23 protein-coding genes and 3 tRNA genes are annotated in these 25,462 nt (G+C 50.8%); 22 read left to right on the forward strand and 4 right to left on the reverse strand.

The window, feature by feature from the left end; all coding sequences use genetic code 11:
* Positions 1–50: 50 nt before the first annotated feature.
* Positions 51–173, forward strand: coding sequence for a hypothetical protein (locus tag T320_RS15030; protein WP_255327077.1), 123 nt, complete (start codon positions 51–53; stop codon positions 171–173).
* Here T320_RS15030 and T320_RS00615 read toward each other — a convergent pair.
* Positions 163–1,698 (reverse strand): SEL1-like repeat protein, encoded by a 1,536-nt coding sequence (locus tag T320_RS00615; protein ID WP_051608513.1) that lies wholly within the window; start codon positions 1,696–1,698, stop codon positions 163–165. The genes T320_RS15030 and T320_RS00615 overlap by 11 nt on opposite strands.
* Positions 1,699–2,105: 407 nt before the next feature.
* Between T320_RS00615 and T320_RS00620 the strand changes: the two genes are divergently transcribed.
* The 4 genes from T320_RS00620 to T320_RS00635 all read left to right on the forward strand — a co-directional run bounded on the left by T320_RS00620 (position 2,106) and on the right by T320_RS00635 (position 5,797).
* Positions 2,106–2,732, forward strand: coding sequence for a GNAT family N-acetyltransferase (locus T320_RS00620; RefSeq protein ID WP_037351938.1), 627 nt, complete (start codon positions 2,106–2,108; stop codon positions 2,730–2,732).
* A 308-nt stretch (positions 2,733–3,040) separates the two neighbouring features.
* Positions 3,041–4,165: an MBL fold metallo-hydrolase gene (locus T320_RS00625; protein WP_037351939.1), complete on the forward strand. Its 1,125-nt coding sequence runs from the start codon at positions 3,041–3,043 to the stop codon at positions 4,163–4,165.
* A gap of 66 nt (positions 4,166–4,231) precedes the next feature.
* Positions 4,232–5,356, forward strand: coding sequence for a DUF362 domain-containing protein (locus tag T320_RS00630; protein ID WP_037351941.1), 1,125 nt, complete (start codon positions 4,232–4,234; stop codon positions 5,354–5,356).
* Between the two features lie 21 nt (positions 5,357–5,377).
* Positions 5,378–5,797, forward strand: coding sequence for a cupin domain-containing protein (locus T320_RS00635; protein WP_037351942.1), 420 nt, complete (start codon positions 5,378–5,380; stop codon positions 5,795–5,797).
* A 29-nt stretch (positions 5,798–5,826) separates the two neighbouring features.
* Here T320_RS00635 and T320_RS00640 read toward each other — a convergent pair whose 3' ends face one another.
* Entirely contained in the window at positions 5,827–6,378 is a 552-nt protein-coding gene (locus T320_RS00640) for a PadR family transcriptional regulator (protein ID WP_037352465.1), read from the reverse strand.
* A gap of 162 nt (positions 6,379–6,540) precedes the next feature.
* Here T320_RS00640 and T320_RS00645 point away from each other — a divergent pair, with 162 nt between their 5' ends.
* The 4 genes from T320_RS00645 (at position 6,541) to T320_RS00660 (ending at position 10,061) form a co-directional block, all read left to right on the forward strand.
* Positions 6,541–7,071, forward strand: a complete 531-nt coding sequence (locus tag T320_RS00645) for a phenolic acid decarboxylase (RefSeq protein WP_037351943.1) — start codon at positions 6,541–6,543, stop codon at positions 7,069–7,071.
* Between the two features lie 18 nt (positions 7,072–7,089).
* Entirely contained in the window at positions 7,090–8,196 is a 1,107-nt protein-coding gene (locus tag T320_RS00650; RefSeq protein ID WP_037351944.1) for an alpha/beta hydrolase, read from the forward strand.
* A 197-nt stretch (positions 8,197–8,393) separates the two neighbouring features.
* Complete coding sequence (locus tag T320_RS00655; RefSeq protein ID WP_026760802.1) at positions 8,394–9,122, forward strand: ABC transporter ATP-binding protein; 729 nt, start codon at positions 8,394–8,396, stop codon at positions 9,120–9,122.
* A 12-nt stretch (positions 9,123–9,134) separates the two neighbouring features.
* On the forward strand, positions 9,135–10,061 hold the full coding sequence (locus T320_RS00660) for a SufB/SufD family protein (RefSeq protein WP_026760801.1): 927 nt from the start codon (positions 9,135–9,137) through the stop codon (positions 10,059–10,061).
* Positions 10,062–10,111: 50 nt separating this feature from the next.
* Here the strand turns inward: T320_RS00660 and T320_RS00665 are convergent, their stop codons facing one another.
* Positions 10,112–10,312, reverse strand: a complete 201-nt coding sequence (locus T320_RS00665) for a hypothetical protein (RefSeq protein ID WP_026760800.1) — start codon at positions 10,310–10,312, stop codon at positions 10,112–10,114.
* Between the two features lie 168 nt (positions 10,313–10,480).
* Positions 10,481–11,626 (reverse strand): acyltransferase, encoded by a 1,146-nt coding sequence (locus tag T320_RS00670; protein ID WP_037351947.1) that lies wholly within the window; start codon positions 11,624–11,626, stop codon positions 10,481–10,483.
* 162 nt (positions 11,627–11,788) lie between these two features.
* Between T320_RS00670 and T320_RS00675 the strand changes: the two genes are divergently transcribed.
* From T320_RS00675 to tyrS, 13 genes are all read left to right on the forward strand, one after another.
* Positions 11,789–13,654 (forward strand): condensation domain-containing protein, encoded by a 1,866-nt coding sequence (locus tag T320_RS00675; RefSeq protein WP_037351950.1) that lies wholly within the window; start codon positions 11,789–11,791, stop codon positions 13,652–13,654.
* Positions 13,655–13,696: 42 nt separating this feature from the next.
* Complete coding sequence (locus T320_RS00680; protein WP_037351952.1) at positions 13,697–14,176, forward strand: hypothetical protein; 480 nt, start codon at positions 13,697–13,699, stop codon at positions 14,174–14,176.
* Between the two features lie 109 nt (positions 14,177–14,285).
* Positions 14,286–14,362, forward strand: a tRNA-Asp gene (locus tag T320_RS00685).
* A 3-nt stretch (positions 14,363–14,365) separates the two neighbouring features.
* A tRNA-Gly gene (locus T320_RS00690) sits at positions 14,366–14,441 on the forward strand.
* A gap of 7 nt (positions 14,442–14,448) precedes the next feature.
* A tRNA-Cys gene (locus tag T320_RS00695) sits at positions 14,449–14,522 on the forward strand.
* Positions 14,523–14,633: 111 nt separating this feature from the next.
* Positions 14,634–15,191: an NUDIX domain-containing protein gene (locus T320_RS00700; RefSeq protein WP_037351955.1), complete on the forward strand. Its 558-nt coding sequence runs from the start codon at positions 14,634–14,636 to the stop codon at positions 15,189–15,191.
* A complete protein-coding gene (locus tag T320_RS00705; RefSeq protein ID WP_037351957.1) occupies positions 15,192–15,818 on the forward strand; it encodes a site-2 protease family protein in 627 nt (208 codons plus the stop codon).
* The gene (locus tag T320_RS00710) at positions 15,819–16,544 is read left to right on the forward strand and encodes a segregation and condensation protein A (RefSeq protein WP_026760794.1); all 726 of its coding nucleotides are present in this window, start codon (positions 15,819–15,821) and stop codon (positions 16,542–16,544) included.
* Positions 16,537–17,163: an SMC-Scp complex subunit ScpB gene (gene scpB, locus T320_RS00715; RefSeq protein WP_037351973.1), complete on the forward strand. Its 627-nt coding sequence runs from the start codon at positions 16,537–16,539 to the stop codon at positions 17,161–17,163. Before T320_RS00710 ends, scpB begins: the two co-directional genes overlap by 8 nt.
* A complete protein-coding gene (locus T320_RS00720) occupies positions 17,164–19,644 on the forward strand; it encodes a U32 family peptidase (RefSeq protein WP_037351975.1) in 2,481 nt (826 codons plus the stop codon).
* 4 nt (positions 19,645–19,648) lie between these two features.
* Positions 19,649–22,027 (forward strand): endonuclease MutS2, encoded by a 2,379-nt coding sequence (locus T320_RS00725; RefSeq protein WP_037351977.1) that lies wholly within the window; start codon positions 19,649–19,651, stop codon positions 22,025–22,027.
* A 76-nt stretch (positions 22,028–22,103) separates the two neighbouring features.
* Positions 22,104–24,197: a transglycosylase domain-containing protein gene (locus tag T320_RS00730; protein WP_026760791.1), complete on the forward strand. Its 2,094-nt coding sequence runs from the start codon at positions 22,104–22,106 to the stop codon at positions 24,195–24,197.
* Positions 24,198–24,224: 27 nt separating this feature from the next.
* On the forward strand, positions 24,225–25,433 hold the full coding sequence (tyrS, locus tag T320_RS00735; RefSeq protein WP_037351981.1) for a tyrosine--tRNA ligase: 1,209 nt from the start codon (positions 24,225–24,227) through the stop codon (positions 25,431–25,433).
* Positions 25,434–25,462 lie beyond the last annotated feature (29 nt).

A 25,462-nucleotide genomic window follows, 5' to 3' on the forward strand; every position in this document is an offset into this window, starting at 1 on the left:
TTGGTTCATGTGGGCAATAAGGCAATTCGCGGCTGCATAGGCTGTCGGGCATGCAGACCATGCGGACATTGGCGCGTAATATGACCTTCCTGATGAAGAGCATCCAACTGGGCAAGGAAAAATTTGGCCTGCCAGAGAAAGAATCTTGGCAAGCCACTAACTTTATTCGCTGATTGCTGCTTTTGTGTACCATTCCTGGGCCTTCTGCAGATTTTTTTCTACGCCCAGCCCGTTTTCATACAGATGCCCCAAAGCTGCCATGGCCGGTGCTGCGATAATATCACCGCGCTGGGCGGCGAGGCCGGCATCTTGTAAGGCTTTGGCAAGTAAGCTGTGTGTCTGGCCGTCTTTGCGTTGCTGGAACAGCCAGTCGCGGATGGCTTCGATATCATAGGCAAATGACCAGGTATACATATGGTTGCCGCCGGCAAAGACGGAGTAATTAATAGGCGCGTTGGCTGCGGTCATATCTTTGACGTTTGCATTGATTTCTGTCATATTTGCATGACTGTCCCAAAAGGTCTTATTCCGCGCAACTTTGCTGCCCAGGGATTCCCAAAGGGCTGTTGCGGCATTCATGCCGGGGAAGGCTTTGGTATCGCCCTCACAGACGGTGATCCAGAGTTTTTTGTCCTTCATGGCGGCCATTTCTTCCACATTCCACTGGCAGGCTACGAGCCATTGCGCGGCAAATAAATCCGGATATTTATCGCTGATGGCAATGTTGGCCATACCGCCCTGCGACTGGCCGGTGCCATAGATGCGATTCTTGTCTACGCTGTAACGCTCAATCACATCATGGAGTAAATTGGACACAAGGGTAAGTCCCGGTGTCCAGACATTTTCATCGGTGGTCATCATGCCGATTTTGTCAACTAAGTCGGCGGTATACTGCGGAGCAAGGATGATGCATTCATGCTTGGCCTGTTCGCTGTCGCTGGCCCAAATGGTGGCGCCGTTGCCCTGGAACAGCGGTGTTTTTATCGCGTTGATGTTGGCACTGGCATCGGCCACGAAAAACAGCAGGGGATATTTTTTCTTTGGGTCATAGTTTTGGGGCAGATATAGATTATAAGGAATCGTGGCGCCCACTTCCTTATCGGTGTATTCGTATTGCTGGAACCGTTCTAAGTCCGGCTCATTTACGGCTGTCGCGGATACAGTCAGTGGGGCAAAGGTGGTGCCGTCAATAGCAGTAAGAGGACGCACCTGTTGTACCTGCAGGGATAAATCCGGCAGTTTGCGGTTGGATTGGCGGGGCGCATCAGTGCCCTGGCCGTTTTTATCATCGGCAGGTTTTGCCTGACGCCCCGGCTTTTTGCTTAAATCCCCATCATAGACATTGTTTTTCTGGGCAAACTGTAGGATGACATAACGCCCTGCCTGCGCCTTATTCGTAAGTTTCGGTTTATCGTTTACCATTACGGCGGTAATCTCTTGGCCGGATACAGCAAAGTCCGTGGGTTTTACGGCTGAGGGTAAAAGTGCTTTCGGGTATTCCAAAATCGCTTCGGCAACCTGTTCGCCGCTGCCATAGACACGCGTTACAGCTGTAACTTTTTGCAGGCCATGAATAGCAGCGCCTGCCTGCACTTCACCAGCTTGTACGGTGGCTGCCTGTACGGGGAGTGTGCCCGGCAGCATAAATGCTCCTGTCCCCACCAAAGTCAAAGCCAATATTTTTTGATATCTGCGCATAATCGTACCTCCATACTCATTTTAAGCAATAAAAAAATCGACGTTCCCTAAAAAGGGCAGAAAGCCACAGAGGCTATCCACGTCGATTTTCTGCCGCCGAAGCGGCACGGCTCCTACACAGCCGTTTATGCTATTGGACATACTATACCATATTTATGGCATTAAGACAATCGTTATTTTGTGTATTTGTCAGTGATGTATTCTGCAAGTTGACAACTGCTGGCAATCGTAATAGAATACGAAGTGTCGAGTATTTTATTCGGCTAAATATTGTTTTTTACTGTTAAGGAGCTTGCTGTTTGAGAAACAACACCTTGGAGATTGCAGGCTGACCGGGAGGTTGGCTTAGGAGCAATTTCACACCGACCTCCCTGTATTGCAGTCATCAATCATCAGGAGGAAAAACAATGAGCAAAAATGACTATCGTATTCGTTTGGAAAAAATTGAGGAACATCGTGAAGTAGAAAACATGGTACGGGAATCCTTTTGGAATGTCTACCGTCCCGGTTGTTTGGAGCACTATGTGCTGCATTGTCTGCGAAATGACCCAGCCTTTGTGCCGGAGTTGGATTTTGTCATGGAAAAGGATGGTCGGTTGATCGGCCAGAACATCTTTATGCGTGCCGTTATCAAGGCTGATGATGGCAGGAAAATCCCGATTATGACGATGGGCCCTATTTGCATATGTCCGGAACGGAAAAGGCAGGGCTATGGCAAGATTTTGCTGGATTTCAGCTTGCAGAAAGCTGCTGAATTGGGTTGTGGGGCCTTGTGTTTTGAAGGAAACATCGGTTTCTATGGCAAGAGCGGCTTTGACTATGCCAGCAATTTTGGCATTCGCTATCATGGCCTGCCGGAAGGGGCAGATGCATCCTTTTTCTTGTGCAAGGAACTTGTACCGGGTTATCTGTCAGGCATTACTGGTGAATATACCACGCCAAAAGGTTATTTTGTAGATGAGGCGAAGGCTGAGGCATTTGACAAGGATTTTCCTTTCAAAGAAAAATTGGTGTTGCCAGGGCAAATTTTCTAAACGTATGCTAGTAGAACTAGGCCCAGTGAATGAAACCGGTCCGTTGAATGAGACTGGCCCATTAACCGGCCGCAGATGAACAGGGATTAGCTAGATAAAACAATGGGGCTGCTGCACAAAAGCCTTTTACCGCAATAACCAATATGCAAGAAAGATTTGCATACTGGTTATTGCAAGGGAAAGGACTTGTGCAGCAGCCCTGTTTTGCGTGGATTTTAAGATGGCGTAATCAAGATTTATTCTTGACTTGAAGTCTGCTCCAAGTGTTAAAATTGAAGCAATAGAGAAATCATTGGCAGGAGATCATAATGAATAGAAGAACTTTTATCGTGGGAGGTTTGGGAACCTTGGGAGTATTAGCTGGCGGCGGTGCGCTCTTTACCCAGCGGCCGGAATTTGGCAGGCTGCCGCAGGGGGAACGTCTGGCACGGATGGAAGACTCACCGCATTATAGAAATGGCAAGTTCCAAAATCTAGTTCCCGTACAGGTCATGAATGAGGAGAATGGTGAAAATCGTTTTGTGGCGATGGCAAAATTCCTCTTTGGGGATAAGTCTCATTTATCGCCGAAGCAGGTAATGCTGTCAAAGAAGACGGATTTGCGCAGCCTGAATCCGCATGATGATGTGGTGGTCTGGCTGGGGCACTCCAGTTTCTTTATGCAGCTCGGAGGCTATCGCATCTTAATTGACCCCGTGTTCAGTTCCTATGCGTCGCCCATCTTTTTTATCAACAAGGCATTTCCTGGCAGCAACGTCTATACCGCCGAGGATATGCCGGAGATTGATGTATTGGCGATTTCCCATGACCATTGGGACCATTTGGACTATCCAACGATTATGGCACTGAAGCCGAAGGTGAAACGTATTGTCTGCCCGTTAGGCGTGGGAGAATACTTTGAAGGCTGGGGCTTTGAAAAAGAGCTTTTGCACGAAGAAGATTGGGATACGGAAATCAAATTAACGGATGATTTATCTATTCATATCCTGCCGTCCCAGCATTTCTCGGGGCGGTTTCTGACTTCTAATCCCACGCTTTGGTGTGGCTTTGCGTTTGTAACTCCGCAGCGCAAGGTATACTATACGGGAGATGGCGGATACGGTGCACACTTCAAGGCCATTGGGCAGAAGTTCGGCGGCTTTGACTTGATGCTGGGCGAAAACGGCCAGTACAATATGGCCTGGCATGCCATCCATATGCTGCCGGAGGAAACGGCGCAGGCGGCAGTGGATGTGGGGGCGAAAATGCTTCTGCCTGCTCATAGCGGCAAGTTTGCCCTGTCCCGTCATCCCTGGCAGGAACCTTATCAAAGACTTTCGCAGGCCAGCCAGGGAAAGGGATATAAACTGATGACGCCGGAAATCGGCGAAGCAGCTTATATTGCTGGCGGTCAGGCAGCAGGTTTTGATAACTGGTGGGAGCGTATGCAATAAAAATTTGACTTGGAGTAAACTTTAAGTGGTAAAGTAAAAGCAGTTTTTAGCAGGGAGGTTGATGTGATGAAGAAGAACATAACACGCAGGAATTTCGTGAAATTGGCAGGCATGGCGGTAGCAATGACGGCTTTGCCGGGCTGTGCGATTTTTGCGGCTGATACGCCAGAAAAAAAGCCAGAGGCAAAGAAAAAAGTTGCCGGTACCGGCGGTGAACATTATGTTCCGTATCGTGAACGGCAAGGGGCCGAGTCTGTGGTTTACTTTACCCGTGACCTGTCAGCGGCAGGCTTGCTGAAAATTTATGACCGTGTCAAAAAAGATTTGGGCGGCAAGGTGGCCATCAAGCTGCATACCGGCGAACCGCATGGCCCGAATATCATTCCTCGTCCCTGGGTCAAGGAACTGCTGCAGAAGCGTCTGCCGAAGGGCACCATCATTGAAACCAATACCTATTATGGTGGTGGCCGCGACACGACGGAAAGGCATCGTCAAACCCTGCAGGTCAACGGCTGGACGGATTTTACCAAGGTGGATATTACAGATGCCGAAGGGACAACGATGCTGCCGGTACCCAATGGTAAGTGGTTAACGGAGATGTCCGTGGGCAAGAATATGCTGCAGTATGATTCGCTATTGACGCTTACGCATTTCAAAGGCCATGCGATGGGCGGCTTTGGTGGTTCCAATAAAAATCTGGGCATTGGCTGCGCCGATGGCAAAATCGGCAAGAAGATGATTCATGCCGGGGACTCCGGCTCTCAATGGGGCGTAAATAACGAGGAATTCATGGAGCGCATGACCGAATCCACGCAGGCTACCGTCAACTATTTCAAAAATAGAATTGCCTTTATCAATGTGATGCGCAATATGAGCGTGGACTGTGACTGCGCTGGAACCTCAGCTAAGCCTGTGGTCACGCCGGATATTGGCATTGTGGCCTCCTTGGATATCCTGGCCGCTGACCAGGCATGTGTTGACTGCGTTTATGCGCTGCCCGAAGAGAGCAAACATGATTTAGTGGAGCGCATGGAATCACGTCACAGCATGCGTCAGCTGACCTATATGAAGGAAATGGGCATGGGCAATGACCGCTATCAGCTGATTGATGTGGATAATGGCGACAAAGTCATCACGGCTGCCGAAGCGGTAAAGGGCGTCAAAGGTACCTGGGTGCCGGATGGCAACTGATTAGCACAAAGGAGCGATAATATGGATTTGAAAACTATTCAGGAAAACAGTATGTTCCCGGTGGGCGGCGAAAATGTCAACTATGCCCAGTATTTTGACGGCAAGAGCTATCTCAATATGATTTCTATGGAGCAGGTGGTTATCGGCAATGTGACCTTTGAACCGGGCTGCCGCAATCATTGGCATATCCATCATGCCGACAAGGGCGGCGGACAGATGCTTCTCGTTACCGCCGGGCGTGGCTGGTATCAGGAATGGGGCAAGCCCGCGCGGGAATTAAAGGCTGGTGATGTCGTGCATATTCCCGCTAATGTCAAGCATTGGCACGGTGCGGCCAAGGATTCTGCCTTCCAGCATATTGCCATTGAAGTGCCGGGTGAGAAGACTTCTAATGAATGGTGCGAACCGGTGGAGGTGAATGAATACAATAAGCTGCCATAAATAATTGGCAGCTTTGGTAATGGATGTATTCAGTTGGTTTTCTTTATCTTTTTTAGTTCTCTATGCAGCCAATCCAGACGCTGTTTTTCCCGCAGGATGGCCTGCTCCAGGATGCAGCGGTGGCCGAAATGTTTCTGCTGTTCGCTTTCATCCGCGAACAGCAGCTGCCAGCGGGTCTGCAGGTATTGGTACTTTTCCTCATGTCGGGCAATTTCTTCCTGAAAGAGCCGGGTGACCAGCGGATGGTCGGCCGAGTCAAGCAGATACAATTTCATCGTGAATTCATCTCGGGTAGGCACCAGCGGATTTAAGGATTCATCCATCCAGGCGGACAGAAGTTTCTGTCCGTCTTTTGTGATTTGGTAGAATTTCTTTTCGAGTTTTTTGCCCACCAGTTCCGTGCGCGAGGAAATCAGGCCGTCGTCTTCCATGCGCCGCAGCTCCGGGTAAATCTGACTGTGGTTGGAGTACCAGAAGTCGCCGAGCTCTTCTTCAAACAGCTTTTTAATGTCGTAGCCTGCTAGATCCTCACGGTTCAGCAGCCCTAGAATGATATATTTTAATATGTTTTTTTGTGCCATAGTCATTCGTCCCTTCGTATATATCTGGAATCAGTATAGCATAGATAAAAAAAAATATCATGTATTTTATTACATGATATTGACAAGTCAAATAATCTGGTTTATGATACATATATCAACATCATGTAAATAAATACATAATGGCTTAGGAGGAATTTAACAATGAAATTTAAAGAACTAGATGACTTTTTGGGTACGCATTTTATTTATACCTACGATAATGGCTGGGAATATGAATGGTATGCCAAGAATGATCATACGGTGGATTACCGTATTCATGGCGGTATGGTCGCCGGCCGTTGGGTGAAGGATCAGGAAGCCAATATCGTCAAACTTACGGATGGCGTATTCAAGGTAACCTGGACGGAACCGACGGGCACGGATGTGGCTTTGGACTTTATGCCGAATGAAAACATCATGCACGGTACGATTTTCTTCCCAAAATGGGTACAGGATCATCCGTCCATTACGGTATGCTTCCAGAATGAGCACATTGACCTGATGGAAGAATCCCGTGAGAAGTACGAAACCTATCCGAAATATCTGGTACCGGAATTTGCCAAGATTACCTACATGGGCAAGGCTGGTCAGGACAACGAAGAAGTTATCGCCGAAGCGCCTTACAAAGGCATGACGGATGACATTCGTGCTGGCAAGTATTTTGATGCCGACTACAAGCGTGTAAAGAAATAATAGCTGGAGGTTCGTCATATGAACGCAGATAAATTGAGAAAAATATCGGTAACAGCTTTGCTGTCACTGGCTCTTATGGTTCCTGTAAATGGTGTTGGTCATGCATCTGGCAAGCAGGAGAATCTTATTTCCATGCAGCCGACTTATCGGGATGTAGTAGTCGCCAATGTAAAAAATGACAATGGCGCGCCCCGCCAGCTGCGCATGAATGTGTTCATCCCGCCCCAGGCCAAGAAAGAAAAAGTCCCTGTGTTGGTGTTTGTACATGGCGGCGGTTGGGCCAGAGGCACCTATGAAGGCGATGATGTAAAGCAGCAAGCGAAGCAGAGCAAGCAGAGCGGCAATGGCGCTTTGATGGATAAAGACAATACTTCGTCCTATAAGATTTTCAAAGATGTCCTGAATCATGGCATTGCCTTTGTTTCCGTGGATTATCGTTTGAACAGCGAAGCGGCTTTTCCTGCTCAGATTTATGACGTGAAAGCAGCAGTGCGTTTTGTCCGTGCTCATGCGGCAGAATATGGCATTGACGCCGACAGAATTGCCATAGCCGGTACCTCGGCTGGTGCTCATTTGGCAACAGAACTGGCTGTAACCAGTGGCAACAAGAACTTAGAAGGTACTGTAGGCGGAAATCTTGGCTATAGCAGCAAGGTCGCAGCCTGTGTTGACTTCTATGGCCCCACCAATTTGTTGACCATGGCTCCGGAAATGAGTCCCCAGCTGCAGTCACCTGCTGAAGCTGCAGAAACCCATGATTCGGTACGCGCCAATGAATCTATTTTATTGGGCTTTACGGGGGAAGGACAAGGCGTAGGCACCCTGCGTAAGATATATGAGGATGGTGATAAAACCTCTCCCTATTGGAGTATGGTGGAGAAGGCCAAAATGGGCAGCCCGGTATATCAGGTGACGAAGGATGCGCCGCCGTTCTTTATCGCACATGGCGGACATGATTCACTGGTACCCATTCAGCAGAGCATCAGCCTGCAAAAGGCATTGACCGATGCCGGCGTGGAAAATCTTTTCATGTGCAATTCTGAAGCACAGCATGGTTATGTGGGTGAAGATACCAATAAAGCCATGATGCGCTGGCTTTGCCAAAAGCTTGGCGTTAAATATTGATTCCCAAACATTTCCAAACAAATACACTTTAAGAGAAGCCGTCTGACAGGTGATTTTGTCAGGCGGTTTCTTGTTCAAAATCGCAATATATTACAGCAACTGAATTTGTCTGTCGACAAGAGGTAAACATTAGCGTTATAATATAAAAGAAAGCTTAAACATAAATTATGTAAATCGGAAGGGAGAGCACGATATACATGTTGGAATTGAAGAACATTTCCTTCCATGTCACCGAGGGCAACAGCCAGGTGGATATTATTCAGGACCTGAGCCTAACCGTTGACAACAGGAAATTTGTGGTCATTACGGGGCCCAACGGCAGTGGCAAGTCCACCCTGGCGAAAATTATAGCGGGCATTGAGCAGCCCACTTCCGGCCAGATTCTTTTGGACGGCCAGGATATTACCAATAAGAGCATTACGGAGCGGGCACAGATGGGCATCAGCTTTGCCTTTCAGCAGCCTGTGCGTTTCCGCGGCCTGCAGGTTATTGACTTGTTGCGTCTGGCAGCCGGGAAAAAGATTTCCCATATCAAGGCCTGCGATTATCTCTCCGAGGTAGGGCTTTGCGCGAATGATTATCTCAACCGTGAAGTGAACAGTTCCTTGTCTGGTGGTGAACTCAAGCGTATTGAGATTGCTACGATTCTGGCCCGAAAGACGAATCTTTCCATCTTTGACGAGCCGGAGGCGGGGATTGACCTTTGGAGTTTCCAAAACCTTATCCGCATCTTTGAGAAAATGCGGGCAGAAATTGAAGAAAGTTCCATCATCATCATTTCCCATCAGGAGCGCATCCTGCAGATTGCTGATGAAATCATTGTGCTGGCCGACGGCCGGGTACAGGAACATGGCGCCGGCAAAGACATCCTGCCTAAAATCATGGACACGGAAGTCAGCATGCCCATGTGCAGAAAATTTCAGTAAGGGGGTAGCGCTATGTTGAAGATGGACGAGATACAGAAAAGACTGCTGCTGGAGGTGGCTGACCTGCACGATGTCCCCATGGGGGCTTACAATCTGCGCGCTAACGGCAAGTCCGTGGGCCGTGGCAGCAGTGCCAATATCGAAATCACCTCCAAGGAAGACGGTTCCGGCATTGATATCCGCATCAAGCCCGGCACCAAGAATGAGAGTGTACACATTCCTGTCGTCATGAGCGAAAGCGGCATGAAGGAAACGGTGTACAACGACTTCTACATCGGCGAAGGCGCTGATGTGGTAATTGTGGCAGGCTGTGGCATTGACAACTGCGGCACCCAGGATTCGGAACACGATGGCGTTCATCGCTTCTTTGTGGGCGAAAATGCCAAGGTCAAATATGTGGAAAAACATTACGGTTCCGGCGATGGCAAAGGCCAGCGCATCCTGAATCCCGTAACGGAAGTGACCATGGAAGCAGGCAGTTCCATGGAGATGGAAATGGTACAGATTAAGGGCGTGGATTCCACCAGCCGTACCACCAAGGCAAACCTCAAGGCAGATGCCAGCCTGATTGTGCGCGAACGCCTGATGACGCACGGCACGCAGTATGCTTACAGTGAATACGAAGTGACGCTGGATGGCGAAAATGCCAGCGCTGATGTAGTGTCCCGCGGCGTAGCTAAGGACAAATCCTATCAGAAACTGGATTTGCGCATCGTAGGCAACGCAGCCTGCCATGGCCATACGGAGTGTGACTCCATCATCATGGATGAGGGCAGAATTCTGGCGGTGCCGTCCCTGGAAGCCAATAATGTGGATGCCATGTTGGTGCATGAAGCAGCTATCGGCAAGATTGCCGGGGACCAGCTCATCAAGCTGATGACTTTGGGCCTAACGGAAAAAGAAGCCGAAGAACAAATTGTCAACGGCTTCTTAAAGTGATATTCTTCTATAGAACTCCTTCAGTTTTGGCTGGGGGAGTTTTTTGCAGTTCAGCATTCTTTTGCCAGGCGGCGTTTGGCTTTATAACTTTCGATTCGCATGAGAAATCGCTTTTGCAATGCCTGAAACTTTTCCGGTGAGATAACGATATTGCGTTTACGAGCTCCTGCCATCTGGTCGATTTCCGCATCTTCCAGTTCAAAGAGATCTGCATCCTGCAACAATAATAATTCATCTGCCTGGAGTATCATAAGTATTTCCTCCCTATTTCGACATTTAGTATGTAATGTTGTTCCTTCTATAGCCATATACGATTGGCAGATAAATGTATTACAGTTTCTCCAAAAGAAAATTGAATTTTTTTACCAAAATCACAGGATGATAAAACTAAGCCCCTCCGTGCCAGGAAGGGCTTAGTTTTATTTTTTCGGATAAACACCGATGGTGAGTTTATTGAGGATGGGAATGGCTTCGCCGATTTTCCGGCAGATAATAGCGGCCAGAATGGAGAGTATCAGCGTTGCCCAGTAGAAGGTGATAACAACAGGCGCGGTCATAAGTTTGCCGTGGTTCTGCAGCCACAGGCCGATGTAGGTGATGAACAGGGGATGGGCCAGATAGGCGAAGTAGGAATGTTTGCCTAAGATATGGAGCAGATTGTTTAGGGCTTTGGGATAGCTCTGATAGGTGAAGATGGCAAAGAAGAACAGGCTGGCGGCCATGGTGTAGAGAATCCCCCAAGGGCAGAGCTGATGCGCCGTGTTGATGGCCTCAAGTGCCGTGTAACCGTCAAAGTAAATCTTCTCGTAGTAATAGGTCATAAGACCGCCCAAGGTGAAGAAGAAAAAGCAGCAGAGTCCATGAAGATGTTTTTTCATAAAGTCCATGAACTTATCGCTGTGAACGGAAAGCCAGCCCCCCAGCAGGAAGATGAAGAAGTAATGGAGCACCCAATAATTGAGGCGGTACATCAAAAAGGGCTTGAGAATGCTGTTATCGGGCAGGCTGTAAACGTAGAGGTTGAAGGCTGTATCAAAGCTCGACCAGTAGTCAAAGGCCATCTGCAAAATCAATAAGATACCCAGACGGTAAAGGGTCAGGCGGCGCACTATGGCAATCCAAAGGGGCATCAAGAGATAGAACCACAAGAGAATGACCATGAAGTAGAGCTGATACTTGGCATTGCCGAAGAACAGGACGGATAACAAATGCAGCGGGTCAGGAAAACCGACGCCGTAGAGCAGACCGTCATGCAGCAGATAAAGCAGGGACCAGGCAAGATAGGGAATCAGCACGGTCTTTAGACGCCGCTTGGTGAAACTCACGAAATCAAAGGGCGCGTTGATGTTCAGATTGTAGAACAGGCCAAAGGCAGAGATAAAGAAGAAGATGGGCACGCTGAACCGGGTAAAGGTTTCAAAGAGCGCCACCAGATGGATGTTGGCCGCCGGGTTCATGATGTACTGGGAACCGATATGAATGCCGATAACCCCCATCATGGAAATGCCACGGATGTATTCGATGGCGGCAAGCCTGGGCTTGCGGGGCAGAGTTGCTGTTTGCATAAAGAAAAAACACCTCGATAAAAAATAATTACCTACCTATCATAACAAAAAATAAGACGCAATGCCACCAAGGATTCAAGAGGATATTTTATAGTGGATAGCGAATAGCTTACATAATGGGTTTCGTGAAAGAGATTTGCGAGGCATAGGAGATGGAATAAAATGGAAAAATACACCGTAGCTGAGCTGCCTTTGGACGAGCAAAATGTGCTGGAACAACTCTATGGCGGACAGATGAATGAAAATCAGGGCTATTCGCCCAATCATATTCTCTATGTGCGGGAGCTTACAACAGCAGAAGAAGGGCTGTTTACGAACTGTACATCCTTTCAGCCTTTAGGTGTGTTGGTGCAAAATCTGTACAAAATTCGGGGCAGATTGCTGCCGCCGCATTTCAATCGGGCACTGTATAAAATGGTGGAAGAATGTGACGCCCTGCGCCTGAACTACTGCTCGGTGGGCAAGCGCATTTTGGCTGTGGTCTTTCAAGAACGGCGTGTGCTTGCCCCAGTTGTCTATCGCAATCTGGAAGGCATAGAAGAGGATGAACTTGATGCAACCTTGCACCGTATTATGGATGCAGATTTGCGTCAGGGCATTGATGTGCGTCATGGGTGCCTGATGCGGTTTTCCATCTTTCACACCCACAATGATGAATATGCGGTGCTGGTAACGGCTGTGCAGGCCGTGCTGACGGATTTTGATGTGCGTAAGCTCTTTGTCAGAGCTTTGGGCTTAAAATGGGAGGACAGTGCGCAGCCAGCCAATGGCGCCATGATGCAGAAGTCTGCCATGGCGGCCCCTGTGCGGGAGTACTGGAAAAAGATACTCGGGAACTTCCCCCAGAATTGCCGTATTCCCAAGTATGGCAAAACCTCCATTCCTGTCCCCAGACATCGGGCATATTTTACGCATTTGCCCGCGCCCATTTTGTCGGATTTGCGGGAAAAGGCCAAAGACAAGAAAAGTATGCTCATGGCCATCCTGCAGACGGCTTGGGGGCTTTTCCTGCTTCAGGAAAATGGATGCCGGGATGTAGGTTTCTGCCTGCGGGTGCCCCGCCGGGAAAAAGGTGCTGACGGACAGAGCCGCATTCCAAGTTTGGTGCCCCTGCGCCTGCAAGTGGAAAATGACAATGTCACCATACAGGAAATCGTGAATAAACTGTTCCAGCAGTTTGTAATTTCCCAGCCTTATGCTGCTTTGGGCCGGTCGGATATCGAAAGTCTGATGGGCAAGCAGAAGGGGATTTTTGACCATTTTCTGGATTTTTGTGATTTCCACTATGAGACCCACTCCTTTGAGAAAGCTTCGGGAGCTGTGGATGGGCAGCTTATTCTGCAAAAATTCTGGGACGGACGGGACAACAAATTAAGTATAGCCTTCCATCATGAGGAACATCAGTTGTCCATAAGCATGCAATACGATGAACGCTTTTTTGACCGGGAGAGAATCGAAATTCTGGTCAAGGAATATCTGCAGGTCCTCCAACAGATGCTGACGGATTGGAATCTGCCGATAGGCGTTTTCCAGGAGAGATTGGGCAACCGCCTGGAGAGAGTGGAGAATTCTGTTACCGAGAGAGTGGACAGCCGTGCCGTATTGCAGGATTATTTGTCTCGTATCACTCTGTTCAAGGAATTGGACCGTGGATTCATTCAGCGCTTTATGGAATATGCCCGGTTGGATGTCTATTTTGAAGGGGACCGTCTGGCGGGGAAGGATTTGGATGGACAAATGGTCTTTTTAGGAATGGGCCGGGTGGCTCGCAGTATCGAATTGGGTGACGGCTGGTACCATACGCTCGATATCCAGAAGGAAGGCGGCTGGCTCAACGAAACGGTGCTGCTGCCAGATAGAAAGGGCGATATGGCCCTGGAAGTGCTTACGGAGCGGGCGGTGATTCTCACCGTTCCCTTGGACAAGGCACATATTATTATGGACCAGACCCCGTTGATGCCCAAGTGCGTTATCCAATACGTTATCCGGCAGATGGAAAAATATCAGCGGTTGTGGATTCAATCCTAATCCTGTATAATTATTCCGTAATCATTTTTGCGGAGGTGCAGAATGCAGAAGCGAAGAATTGTCATTGGTGGCATCCTTTGCCTGGCTCTTATAGGAGGCGGGGCGGCTCTTTTGTGGCCGTCCCGGGAAGCTCCCGCCAGCCAGCAGATAACGGAAACCACCGTGGCCACCAGAAACGAAGATGTATCCCCAATCAATAAGATTCCGCAGACTGGGACGGAGCAGCCCAAGGAAAAGCCTCCGGTAAAGCAGCCCATCAAGGATGTCTTTGCCTACAGCTTTGAAGGTGAGAAGGTCTTTATTGTGGCCGGTTCGGTAACGGCTAATAAAGAAAAGCATGAATGGCAGGCCAAGATAAAGAGCATCAACAAGAAGGGGGAGCCCCAGTCCGTACAGCAGGTGTTCTTCAAGCAGGAAGGCAAGCAGATTCTCACCAGCAACGGCAATGGCAAATGGCGTCCCATCGACGAGATGGATAAGTCTCTGTTCAATAAAGTCGTGGATATTTCCGGCACCTTTTGATAAATTTGTTAAAGTTTTTTTGAAAAATTGTATTTTAGGTGTTGACAAGGCTTGCCCTTATCCGTATAATAATACATGTCGCTGAAACACAGCGGTAAAAATTAAAGACGGCCCGGTAGTTTAGTTGGTTAGAATGCCGCCCTGTCACGGCGGAGGTCAGGGGTTCAAGTCCCCTTCGGGTCGCCACTTGCGGAAATAGCTCAGTTGGTAGAGCATCACCTTGCCAAGGTGGGGGTCGCGAGTTCGAGTCTCGTTTTCCGCTCCATTTTTATGGCGACATAGCCAAGTGGTAAGGCCGAGGACTGCAAATCCTCTATCCTCAGTTCGATTCTGAGTGTCGCCTCCAAAATGAAAGCAAGCCTTCTCCTGTTTGACGGGAGGAGGCTTTTCTGTATTGAAGTTACGGCATAAATATTGTAGAATATAGAGTATGTGATTTGCGGGGAGGCTGTAATCAATGGAAACAAGTGATAAAGATTTAATCGAAGAAAAAACTGGCAGTGAAAAGATTTTTGACGGAAACCTGCTGCATGTTTATAAAGATACAGTGAAACTGCCCAATGGCGGCGAAGCTACGCGCGAGTGGATTAAGCATCCTGGTGCTTCCGCCGTGATTCCGCTGACGGATGATGGTCAGGTGATTCTCGTGAAGCAGTACCGCTATCCCATCGGCCGCATTACCTTGGAGATTCCGGCAGGAAAGCTCGATGCTCCGGATGAGGACCCGCTGCTTTGTGCAGAGCGGGAGCTGTCTGAGGAAACGGGTTACAAGGCGGAAGAGATTACGAAGCTTACCACCATTGCTACGACCGTGGGCTTTTCCAACGAATACATTCACCTCTATGCGGCTACGGGCCTTACGGCAGGCAAGCAGCATACCGATGAGGATGAGTTTATCAACGTGGTGAAGATGCCGCTGGAGAAGGCCGTGGAACTGGTACTGAAGGGCGAAATTTACGATTCCAAATCCGTGACGGCGATTTTGATGTTGGAACGCAGCCGGAAGGAGAAATAAATGTTTGATTTTGATATAATGCATATTATCGCAGGCCTGCCGGGCTTGCTGATTGCCATGGTGGTGCATGAGTATGCTCATGCCCAGGTGGCGGTATGGCTGGGGGATTTTACGCCGCGACTAATGGGGCGCCTGACCCTTAACCCCAAGGCTCATGTGGACCCCATTGGCATGCTGATGCTGTTTTTGGTGCACTTTGGCTGGGCCAAGCCGGTGCAGATTAATCCCCGGAATTTCAAGAACCCCAAGCGGGATGATATTCTGGTATCGCTGGCCGGGCCTATGGCGAATTTTGTCACGGCCTTTTTAGCGCTGGTAGCCCTGCTGGTTTACCTGCGGGTGGGGGGCGATATGACCGCTGGCGTGTCCATGGTCTTTCAGATGATTATTGAGTTCAATATCGGCTTTGGCATCTTTAACCTGATTCCGCTGCCGCCCTTGGACGGTTCCCATGTACTGATGCAGCTGCTGCCCCGGGATATGGCCTACAAACTGGCCGAGCTGGAGCGCTACAGCTTTTTGATTCTCATTGTGCTACTGATGACGCCGGTGCTCAGCATGATTTTGATTCCTTGTCGGGCTTTTATCTGGCAGGTTTTCATGTTACTGTTACGGCCTTTTATCTAAATGGAAGATTACAAGATTAAGATTGATGCCTTCGAAGGTCCTATGGACCTTCTTATGCATCTCATTGAGAAGAACAAGATTGATATCTATGATATTCCCATTGCGGAGCTGACCCGTCAATATTTGGATTATCTGGACAAGTTCCGGGAATTCAATATGGAGATTGCCAGCTCCTTTCTGGTGATGGCGGCAACGCTTTTGCAGATTAAATCCCGCATGATGCTGCCCAAGGCACCGCAGGCAGAAGGGGAGCCCGAGGAGGACCCCCGCTTCGAACTCGTACAGCGGATTTTGGAATACCGCAAGTTCAAACAGGTCAGTCAGGTGCTCGGAGATATGGCAGGCGTGCAGGAGCGCTTTGTGGCCCGTGAGCCCATGGAACTGCCGGTGCATCATTTGCCACCGGGAAATCTCTCTTTGCGCCAGCTGGTGGAGGCTTTTCATACGGTGCTCTCCGTCAAGGAGGAGCTTTCCATCCCCAAAGCATTGGTGGAACCGGAGGAATACAGTATCAAGGACAAGATGGAAGATATTATTCTGCTGCTGGGACGCAGCCGGGGGAAGCTGCTCTTTTCCGAGGCGTTCCGTTCCGGCACCAGAGGGGAACTCATCGTGACCTTTCTGGCCCTGCTGGAACTCATGAAGCTGCGGACGGTAACGGTCAAGCAGCAGCGTTCCTTTGCGGAAATCTATATCTGTGTCCGGGAGGAGGAAGTTCATGCCTGAGAAAGTACGGGCAGAAATAGCCGATACAGGGCTCGTGGAAGCGGTGCTTTTTGCGGCGGGCAATCCCATGACCGTCAAGGAAATCGCTCATATCATCGAGCTGGATGTATTGGGGACCCAAAATATCATTACGCGGCTGCAGGCGGAACTGGACGAGCGCAAGAGTGGCCTGACCTTGCGGCAGGTGGCAGGCGGCTATCAGCTGGCCACCCGGCCCGAAGCCTTTGTAACCGTTGAGCGGCTGAGTCAGGTGGTGGATCGGAAGATTTCGGCGCCGACCATGGAGACGCTTTCCATCATTGCCTTTAAGCAGCCCATCACCAAGGCGGAGATTGAAAATATCCGCGGGGTGCGCATTGAACGCGCCCTGCAAAAATTACTGGAATTGGAACTGGTGGCGGAAGTGGGGCGCAAACCTGTCTTAGGGCGGCCCATTCTCTACGGCACCACGGATACCTTCCTGCGGTGTTTCGGCATCAATACCTTGGAGGATTTGCCGGAACTGCCCACCACAGAAGAGGCGGTGGCAGGACTCGACAACGAACAGCTGGAACTTTTCCAGGAGGTTCAGCATCTGCAGGAAGTACAGGAAATGGAAACAAACGAGGAGACGGAATAAATGGTTGAATTATTAGCCCCGGCAGGCAGCCGTGAGGCGCTGATTGCTGCCGTGGAAAGCGGCGCAAATGCTGTTTATATGGCCGGTACCCAGTTCGGGGCCCGGGCCTATGCCAATAATTTTGATGAGGATGGCTTGAAAGAAGCCATCCGTTTTGCACATTTGCGGGACGTGTTGATTAACATCACCGTCAATACCATTGTGGATGATGAGGAAATTCCCGCCCTGAAGGAATATCTGCTGTTCTTGCGGGAAGCAGGGGCGGATGCCATTCTGGTGCAGGATTTGGGTGTGGCGAAAATCGCCCGGGAAATCGTGCCCGATATGCCGCTGCATGCCAGCACGCAGATGACGGTGCACAGCCTCGAAGGCGTTTTGGCCCTGCAGGAATTAGGCTTTACCCGCGTGGTATTATCCCGCGAATTATCCTTAAAGGAAATCGCCCATATCTGCGCCAACTGCAACGTGGAGATTGAAGTCTTTATGCATGGCGCGCTCTGTGTCTGCTATTCGGGCCAGTGCCTTATGAGCAGCATGATTGGCGGCCGCAGTGGCAACCGTGGCCGCTGTGCCCAGCCCTGCCGTTTGCCCTATACGCTGGTAGATGAAGCGGGCAATGATGTGCTCGGGGATAAGGCCGGCAGTTACCTGCTGTCCCCGCGTGACCTTAATACCATTGATGTGATTCCTGACCTGATTAAGGCAGGTGTCGCATCCCTCAAAATCGAAGGCCGCATGAAGCGTCCCGAATATGTGGCTACGGTGGTAGGAACCTACCGTCAGGCCATTGACCAATATTTGACAAGTCAAATATACGAAGTTGACATGTCAGCCCGGGATAATCTGGCGCAGATTTTTAATCGTGACTTTACCACGGCATATCTCCTGAATCGTCCCGGTAAGGCCATGATGAGCGACAGACGGCCAAACAACCGCGGCCTGCTCATTGGCCGGGTAACGGCTTATGACTGGGATAAGCGGCTCGTGACGGTGAAACTTTCCGGCCGTCTGGCTCTGGGCGACCAGGTTGACTTTTGGGTCAAGGTCGGGGGCCGGGTGACGGCCACGATAAATGACATGTCAAATGTCAAAGGTCAAAAACTGACGGAAGCGGCTAGCGGCGATACGGTGCGCTTTGCCATACCCGCCGCTGTGCGCGACCATGACCGCGTCTTTAAGGTCTACGATGCCCAACTGATGGAACAGGCCAAGGGAAAATACGCCAGCGGTGCTCCTGTGCGCCGCATTCCCATCACTGCCGAAGTCAAGGCCGCCATTGGCAAGCCCTTGACGGTTGTTTTGCGGGATAATGCCGGACATGTCGGCCATGGAAAAACGGAGTTTATCGGTGAAGCCGCCAAGAAGCGTCCCCTGTCGGATGAAGTCATCCGCAAACAAGTGGACAGACTCGGTACATCTGTCTATGAACTGACGGAGCTGCAGGCGGAAATCAGCGGCGAAGTCATGGTGCCCATGAGTGAAATCAACGAGGCCCGCCGTCAGGCTGTCGAAGAACTCGATGCGCAGCGTTTGGCGCATTATCCGCTGCGCGTAGCAGAGCCTGTGCCTTTCAAGGCCGAAGCATTTGCCGGGAAACTCTCCCAGCCCAAACTTATGGTGGCAGTGGATAGTTTAGAAAAGATGCGCGCCGCCATCGAAGGTGGTGCCGACGGCATCCTCTTTGGCGGCGAATCCTATGAGCATGAAGCACTGACTGTGATGGATTACGAAAAGGCCTGGCATCTGGCCAAGAAGGCCAACGTGCGTCTGGACTTTAATCTGCCACGCATCATGCGCGACGATTTCCAGCCCTTCTTCGAGAAGATTCTCACAGCGGCCAAGAACTTCCCGCCAGCGGCTGTGCATGTCCATAATATCGCACAGATTGCGCTCGTGAAGCGGCTGACGGATTTTGCCATTCATGCCGATTACAGTTTGATTTCCTATAATAAGAGCACGCTGGCTTTCCTAAAAGATTACGGTGTGGCTTCGGCAACCTTATCGCCGGAACTCAAATGGCAGCAGATGGAAGCCTTGGCCAAGGAAGGCGATTTGCCTTTGAGTGCTATCGTGCACGGCCGTTTGGAACTTATGGTTTCCGAATACTGCGTGACGGGTTCCTTCCTTGGCAATGTCGGTGAAGGTGCCTGCAGCCATCCCTGCACCAAGGGGCGCTATGCGCTCAAGGACCGCAAGGAGGCGCTGTTCCCGCTGCGTATGGACCAGTTCTGCCATATGCACGTGCTCAACAGCAAGACGCTCTCCATGCTGCCTCATGCCATGAAGTTTAAGGGTGCCGGCATCAAGACCCTGCAGATTGAAGCTAAGGCCATGAAGCCGGCGGAAATCACGGCGATTACCCGTGCCTACCTGCAGGCTATGAAGCTGCCCGCCCAGCTCGACGAAGCCCAGGAAGATGCGTTAAAGCGTCAGGAAGGCATGGATATTACCCGCGGACACTACTTTAGAGGAGTTCAATAATTCAATGGAACAGGAATCGTTTAAGGTTTTAGAATACAAGAAGATAACGGATAAGCTGGCAGAATATGCCGGTTCTGCACTGGGCAAGGAAAAGGCCCATGACTTATTGCCCAGCTCGGATTTTGCGGAGGTGCAGGAGTGGCAGGAGCAGACCACGGAAGCCGTGAAGGTGCTCTCCATGTCGGCGCCTCCTTTGGGCGGCATTCGCGACATCCGCCTGCTGCTCAAAAAGGCTGCCAAGGGTGCCATCTTAGAACTCGAAGAACTGCAGAACATCATGAGCACCATGTATGCCATGCGCACCATCAAGTATTTCTTCCGGGATTTGGAACTGGAAGCTCCGATTTTGCAGGAATGGGCGCGCTCGCTGGAAATTTTGGGGCAGTTAGAACGCAATCTCAACAATGTCATTGACGAACACGGCAATATGCGTGAAGATGCCAGCGTGGAACTGCGCCGCATCCGCCGCGAGCTCAAATCCTCCCAGACCCGCATCAAGGATAAAATCAACAGCATTCTCCATGACGGAGCTTATCAGAAGATGTTTCAGGATGCCATCGTCACCGTCCGTGATGAGCGTTATGTTATTCCCGTAAAGGCCGAATACCGCGCGCATTTCCCGGGGCTTATCCACGACCAGTCTGCCAGCGGTTCCACACTCTTTATCGAGCCGATGGCTGTGGTGGAACTCAACAATGATGTGAAGCAGCTGACGCTTGCTGAACAGCAGGAGATTCAGCGCATTCTGCGTCAGCTCTCGGGAGAAATTCAGCGCGAGAAGGATACGCTTTATGCCAACTGCGAGATTTTAGGGGATATTGACTTCACCTTCGCCAAGGCCAGACTGGCAGGAGCCATGAAGGCTGTGCGCCCGCTGATTAATGATGAAGGCCGCACGGTGCTCAGTAACGCTCGTCATCCCTTGATTGCTGCCGACAAGGTGGTGCCCACCAGCATTACACTCGGGCAGGATTACCGAATGCTTCTGATTACCGGCCCGAACACTGGTGGGAAGACCGTCACCATGAAGACACTCGGCCTTATGGTACTCATGGCCCAGGCAGGTCTTTATCTGCCGGTCGAGCAGGGGTCGGAAATCTCCATTTATGCTAATATCTACGCCGATATCGGTGACGAGCAGAGCATTGAACAGAGCCTGTCCACCTTCTCAGCGCATATGACTCATATTGTCAGCATCCTCGATAAGGTGGAAAGCGACGACTTGCTGCTTCTCGATGAATTGGGCGCCGGCACTGACCCGGAAGAGGGCGCGGCACTGGCGATGTCTATTCTGGAAAAATTGCTGGAGGTCAAGGCAACTACCGTGGCCACCACGCATTATTCCGAGCTCAAGACCTTTGCCTATACCCGCGAGGGCATTGAAAATGCCTGCGTGGAATTTGACATTGAAACCCTGCGGCCCACGTACCGTCTGCTGATCGGCATTCCGGGCGCCAGCAACGCCTTTGCCATCAGCCGCCGTTTAGGGCTGGCCGATTCACTCATCATCCGCGCCCAGCAGCTCGTCAAGGCCGACCATGCCCAGTTCGAGCACGTTATCAACGAACTGGAAAATGAAAAGATGATGTACGAGCAGCGCAACGCCGATATTGCCGAGCGTCAGGCGCGGGTCAAGAAGCTCGAAGAAAAACTCTTGAAGGCCAAGGAAGAATTGAGCCAGAAGAAAGGCGATATCATCCGCAAGGCCAAGGACAAGAGTGCGGCCCTTATCCGCCAGACCCGCCGCGAGTCGGAAGAGGTTATCAGCCAGCTCAAAGAGCAGTTTGACGACCTGGGCATCAAGGCGCGCCAGCAGGCCATCCAAAATGCGCGGGCCAAGATTAACGAGGCTTCCGCGAAAGCCAACCCGGGCATTATGGCCCAGAAGGGTGTCGGTCAGCGCATTGACCTCAAGACCATCCGCGTGGGTGATACGGTTTATGTGAAGAAGCTGGACCAGAAGGGCACCGTGCTTGAAATTCAAGGCAAGGACCTGACGGTACAGGTTGGTGCCCTGCGCACGAAACTCAAGGCCAACGCCTGCACCTTTATCTCCCATAAAGTAGCAGAAAAGCCAAGTGCCAGCACGGGCAGCCGCAAGAATTCCCAGTCTGCCAGCTTCCTGCAAAAGACCGCCAACATCGGCCGTGACATTGACATCCGCGGCATGATGGTGGATGAAGCGGAAATGGTGCTTGGAAAATTCATCGACGATGCGGTAATCGCCGGCCTCAGCCAGGTGCTGATTATCCACGGCAAGGGCACCGGTGCCCTGCGCAAGGGCGTCCATGCCTACCTCAAGAGCCACCGCAACGTGCTGAGCTTCCAGTTCGCGGATATCAACGAAGGCGGTACCGGTGCAACGGTGGTGGAATTAAAATAATACGGCCCTGTTAATACATGGACGATAGTGGGAATTTGTGTTACAATGGGGAAGTATAAATTTAAGGAGGCAGCTCATGGATAAACATTCTAATGCGAGCCGTCAAAAGCGTTCTGCTAAATCTGGCGGAACAGCAAAGCGTGTCATTTTAGGCTTTGGTCTGGTGCTCATGGTGATGATTACCGGTATCGGCTGTGGTTTTTTAACCGCGAGCATGAATACCAAGCCGGATTTAGCCAATGACATTTTGCCACCGGCATCTTCACAGATTTATGATATTAACGGCAATGAAATTGCCAATGTGCATGCGGCGGAAAACCGCCGTCCGGTAAAAATTGCCCAGGTTCCCAAGCAGCTGCAGGATGCGTTCGTAGCGGTGGAGGATAACCGGTTCTACGACCATTCCGGCGTTGACCCCCGGGGCATTGCCCGTGCGCTATATACCAACATCCGCGGTCATGGTGTAGCCGAAGGTGGTTCCACCATCACCCAGCAGCTGGCGAAGAACGCTTACCTGACCCAGGAGCGCACGCTGACCCGTAAGGTACAGGAAGTATTCCTGGCCCTGCAGCTCGAGCGCCAGTATACGAAAAAAGAAATTCTGGAAATGTATCTGAACCAGATTTACTTTGGCCAGGGCGCCTATGGCGTGCAGGCCGCTGCGCAGACTTACTTCGGCAAGAACGTGGAAGATTTGGATTTGAATGAATGCGCCATGCTGGCCGGCATTCCCAAGAGCCCGAACTATTATTCCCCGCTGAATAATCTGCAGGCCGCTCAGGAACGCAAGGCCATCGTCCTTGACCAGATGGAAAAGTACGGTTATATCACCCATTCCACGGCCGAAAAGACCAAGAAGGAAGATATGAAACTCGTGAAGCCGGCCAAGAAGAGCGATTCCGGTGTGGCTTCCTATTTCATTGATTATGTAACCCAGAAGCTCATCGATAAATACGGCGCTGATGCAGTTTATAAGGAAGGCCTCAAAATCTATACCACCTTAGATATGGATATGCAGAAGGCCGCCGAAGAAACCGTCAGCAAGCTGCCGACCTATAAGACGGATGGCAACGGCCTGGCCCAGCCGCAGATGGCACTCGTGGCCATTGACCCCCATAACGGCTATGTAAAAGCCATGGTCGGCGGCCGCGGCAACGACCAGTTCAACCGCGCCACCATGGCTGTACGCCAGCCTGGTTCGGCCTTTAAGCCCTTTGTCTTTATCGCTGCTTTGGAAAACAAATTCACCCCGAACACGGTGATTAACGACAGCCCCATTGACATCAATGGCTGGCGCCCGCAGAACTCCAGCGGTAATTTCAGCGGCAAGGTCACACTGCGGGAAGTAGCGCGTCATTCCATGAACGTGCCGACGGTTAAGATTGCGCAGAAATTAGGTATTGACAAGCCCATCTATTATGCGCAGGAAATGGGCATTTCCACCTTTGTTTTGGAAGGCCCGGCCAATGACCGTCAGCTGGCTACTTCTTTGGGCGGTATGACGAAAGGCGTAACGCCTCTTGAAATCACCAGCGCTTACGGCACATTTGCCAACAAGGGCGTCCATGTGGACCCGGTGGTAATCGTCAAGGTGCTCGACCGCAACGGCAAGGTGCTGGAGCAGAACGAGCCGAAACAGCGCAGTGTAGTCAGTGAAAACAGTGCGGCTGAACTCACGGATATGCTTGAAGATGTCATCAAGAAAGGCACGGGTACCCGTGCCAACATCGGCCGTCCGGCAGCCGGTAAGACTGGTACCACCAGCAACTACAACGACGCCTGGTTTGTCGGCTATACCCCGGATCTTGTTGCCGGTGTATGGGTGGGTAATGATGACAATACGCCAACCCGTGGCATCATGGGCGGCATGCTGCCCGCCGAAATATGGCAGGCCTTCATGAAGAAAGCCACGGCGCAGACTCCTGCCAAGAACTTTGATGGTTCACGCTCCAGCAATTATGGCGGTGTGGGTGAACTCGAAGACGACAAGAAGCAGGAACTCAAGAAGACCGACACGAAGAAAAAAGACGATAAAAAGGATGCTGACAAGAAGGATGCCAAGAAGGGCGCCGATAAGAAGTCAGATCCGAATAACAAGCAAAACAACAATCCGGCTGCCCCGCCTGTAGCTGCCCCGGAACCGGGCGGCGTAGGCAAGGGCCGGAACTAATAGAAAACATACAAAGGAGAGAGTTTGTTGGCAAACGTATTTGACACATTACAGGAACGCGGCTTTATCGCCCAGTGCACCAATGAAGCAGAACTGCGGGAACTTTTCGATAAGGAGCGCGTGACGTTCTATATTGGTTTTGACCCGACCGCTGACAGTCTCCATGCAGGACATTTTATTGCCCTTATGGCAATGGCTCATATGCAGCGTGCCGGCCACCGTCCCATCTGCCTCGTAGGCGGCGGCACGGGTACTGTTGGTGACCCGTCCGGCCGTACGGACATGCGCAAGATGCTGACCGATGAAGACATCGAGCATAACTGCGAATGCTTCAAGAAGCAGATTTCCCGCTTCATCGACTTCAGCGATGGCAAGGCCATCATGGTCAACAACGGCGATTGGCTCCGCAAGCTCAACTACATCGACCTGCTGCGCGAAGTTGGTGCCTGCTTCACCGTTAACCGCATGCTGGCTGCTGACTGCTATAAGCAGCGCTGGGAAAAGGGCCTGACCTTCCTCGAGTTCAACTACATGATTATGCAGGGGTATGACTTCCTGGAACTCAACCGCCGTTACGGCTGCAAACTGGAAATGGGCGGCGACGACCAGTGGTCGAACATCATTGCTGGTGTGGAACTGAACCGCCGCAAGAACAACACGGCTGTTTACGGTCTCACAAACAAGCTCTTGACCAAGAGCGACGGCAAGAAAATGGGCAAGACCGCAGGCGGTGCTCTGTGGCTCGATGCGGAAAAGACCAGCCCGTACGAATTCTACCAGTATTGGCGCAATGTGGATGATGCTGATGTGGAAAACTGCCTGGCGCTGCTGACCTTCCTGCCCATGGATGAAGTACGCCGCTTAGGTTCCCTCAAGGATGCCGCCATCAACGAAGCTAAAAAGGTTTTGGCTTACGAAGTGACGAAGATTGTCCACGGCGAAGAAGAAGCCAACAAGGCGCAAGCTTCTGCTGAAGCAATGTTCGGTGGCAACGGTGCCGGTGCAGACATTCCCGAAGTCAAGGCCGAAGCCGGTCAGAAACTTCTCGATGTGCTCGTAGCAGGCAAAGTCTTTGCCTCCAAGGGCGAAGGCCGCCGTCTGATTCAGCAGAACGGCCTGTCCCTCAACGATGAAAAAGTCAGCGATGTGGATTATGTGCTGACAGATGCTGACTTCAAAGATGGCGAAGCCATCGTGAAGAAGGGCAAGAAAAAATACTATAAACTCACGAAGTAAACTTATGGCTGACATGTCAATTTTTGACA

Origin of the sequence: Selenomonas sp. FC4001 (assembly GCF_000701565.1) — a bacterium.
Taxonomy (GTDB): domain Bacteria; phylum Bacillota; class Negativicutes; order Selenomonadales; family Selenomonadaceae; genus Selenomonas_A; species Selenomonas_A ruminantium_B.

Excerpts from the sequence above, each read along its gene's own strand:
- T320_RS15030 (WP_255327077.1), top strand. The coding sequence starts at position 51 with ATGCAGACCATGCGGACATTGGCGCGTAATATGACCTTCCTGATGAAG.
- T320_RS00615 (WP_051608513.1), bottom strand. The coding sequence starts at position 1,698 with ATGCGCAGATATCAAAAAATATTGGCTTTGACTTTGGTGGGGACAGGA.
- T320_RS00620 (WP_037351938.1), top strand. The coding sequence starts at position 2,106 with ATGAGCAAAAATGACTATCGTATTCGTTTGGAAAAAATTGAGGAACAT.
- T320_RS00625 (WP_037351939.1), top strand. The coding sequence starts at position 3,041 with ATGAATAGAAGAACTTTTATCGTGGGAGGTTTGGGAACCTTGGGAGTA.
- T320_RS00630 (WP_037351941.1), top strand. The coding sequence starts at position 4,232 with ATGAAGAAGAACATAACACGCAGGAATTTCGTGAAATTGGCAGGCATG.
- T320_RS00635 (WP_037351942.1), top strand. The coding sequence starts at position 5,378 with ATGGATTTGAAAACTATTCAGGAAAACAGTATGTTCCCGGTGGGCGGC.
- T320_RS00640 (WP_037352465.1), bottom strand. The coding sequence starts at position 6,378 with ATGGCACAAAAAAACATATTAAAATATATCATTCTAGGGCTGCTGAAC.
- T320_RS00645 (WP_037351943.1), top strand. The coding sequence starts at position 6,541 with ATGAAATTTAAAGAACTAGATGACTTTTTGGGTACGCATTTTATTTAT.
- T320_RS00650 (WP_037351944.1), top strand. The coding sequence starts at position 7,090 with ATGAACGCAGATAAATTGAGAAAAATATCGGTAACAGCTTTGCTGTCA.
- T320_RS00655 (WP_026760802.1), top strand. The coding sequence starts at position 8,394 with ATGTTGGAATTGAAGAACATTTCCTTCCATGTCACCGAGGGCAACAGC.
- T320_RS00660 (WP_026760801.1), top strand. The coding sequence starts at position 9,135 with ATGTTGAAGATGGACGAGATACAGAAAAGACTGCTGCTGGAGGTGGCT.
- T320_RS00665 (WP_026760800.1), bottom strand. The coding sequence starts at position 10,312 with ATGATACTCCAGGCAGATGAATTATTATTGTTGCAGGATGCAGATCTC.
- T320_RS00670 (WP_037351947.1), bottom strand. The coding sequence starts at position 11,626 with ATGCAAACAGCAACTCTGCCCCGCAAGCCCAGGCTTGCCGCCATCGAA.
- T320_RS00675 (WP_037351950.1), top strand. The coding sequence starts at position 11,789 with ATGGAAAAATACACCGTAGCTGAGCTGCCTTTGGACGAGCAAAATGTG.
- T320_RS00680 (WP_037351952.1), top strand. The coding sequence starts at position 13,697 with ATGCAGAAGCGAAGAATTGTCATTGGTGGCATCCTTTGCCTGGCTCTT.
- T320_RS00700 (WP_037351955.1), top strand. The coding sequence starts at position 14,634 with ATGGAAACAAGTGATAAAGATTTAATCGAAGAAAAAACTGGCAGTGAA.
- T320_RS00705 (WP_037351957.1), top strand. The coding sequence starts at position 15,192 with ATGTTTGATTTTGATATAATGCATATTATCGCAGGCCTGCCGGGCTTG.
- T320_RS00710 (WP_026760794.1), top strand. The coding sequence starts at position 15,819 with ATGGAAGATTACAAGATTAAGATTGATGCCTTCGAAGGTCCTATGGAC.
- scpB (WP_037351973.1), top strand. The coding sequence starts at position 16,537 with ATGCCTGAGAAAGTACGGGCAGAAATAGCCGATACAGGGCTCGTGGAA.
- T320_RS00720 (WP_037351975.1), top strand. The coding sequence starts at position 17,164 with ATGGTTGAATTATTAGCCCCGGCAGGCAGCCGTGAGGCGCTGATTGCT.
- T320_RS00725 (WP_037351977.1), top strand. The coding sequence starts at position 19,649 with ATGGAACAGGAATCGTTTAAGGTTTTAGAATACAAGAAGATAACGGAT.
- T320_RS00730 (WP_026760791.1), top strand. The coding sequence starts at position 22,104 with ATGGATAAACATTCTAATGCGAGCCGTCAAAAGCGTTCTGCTAAATCT.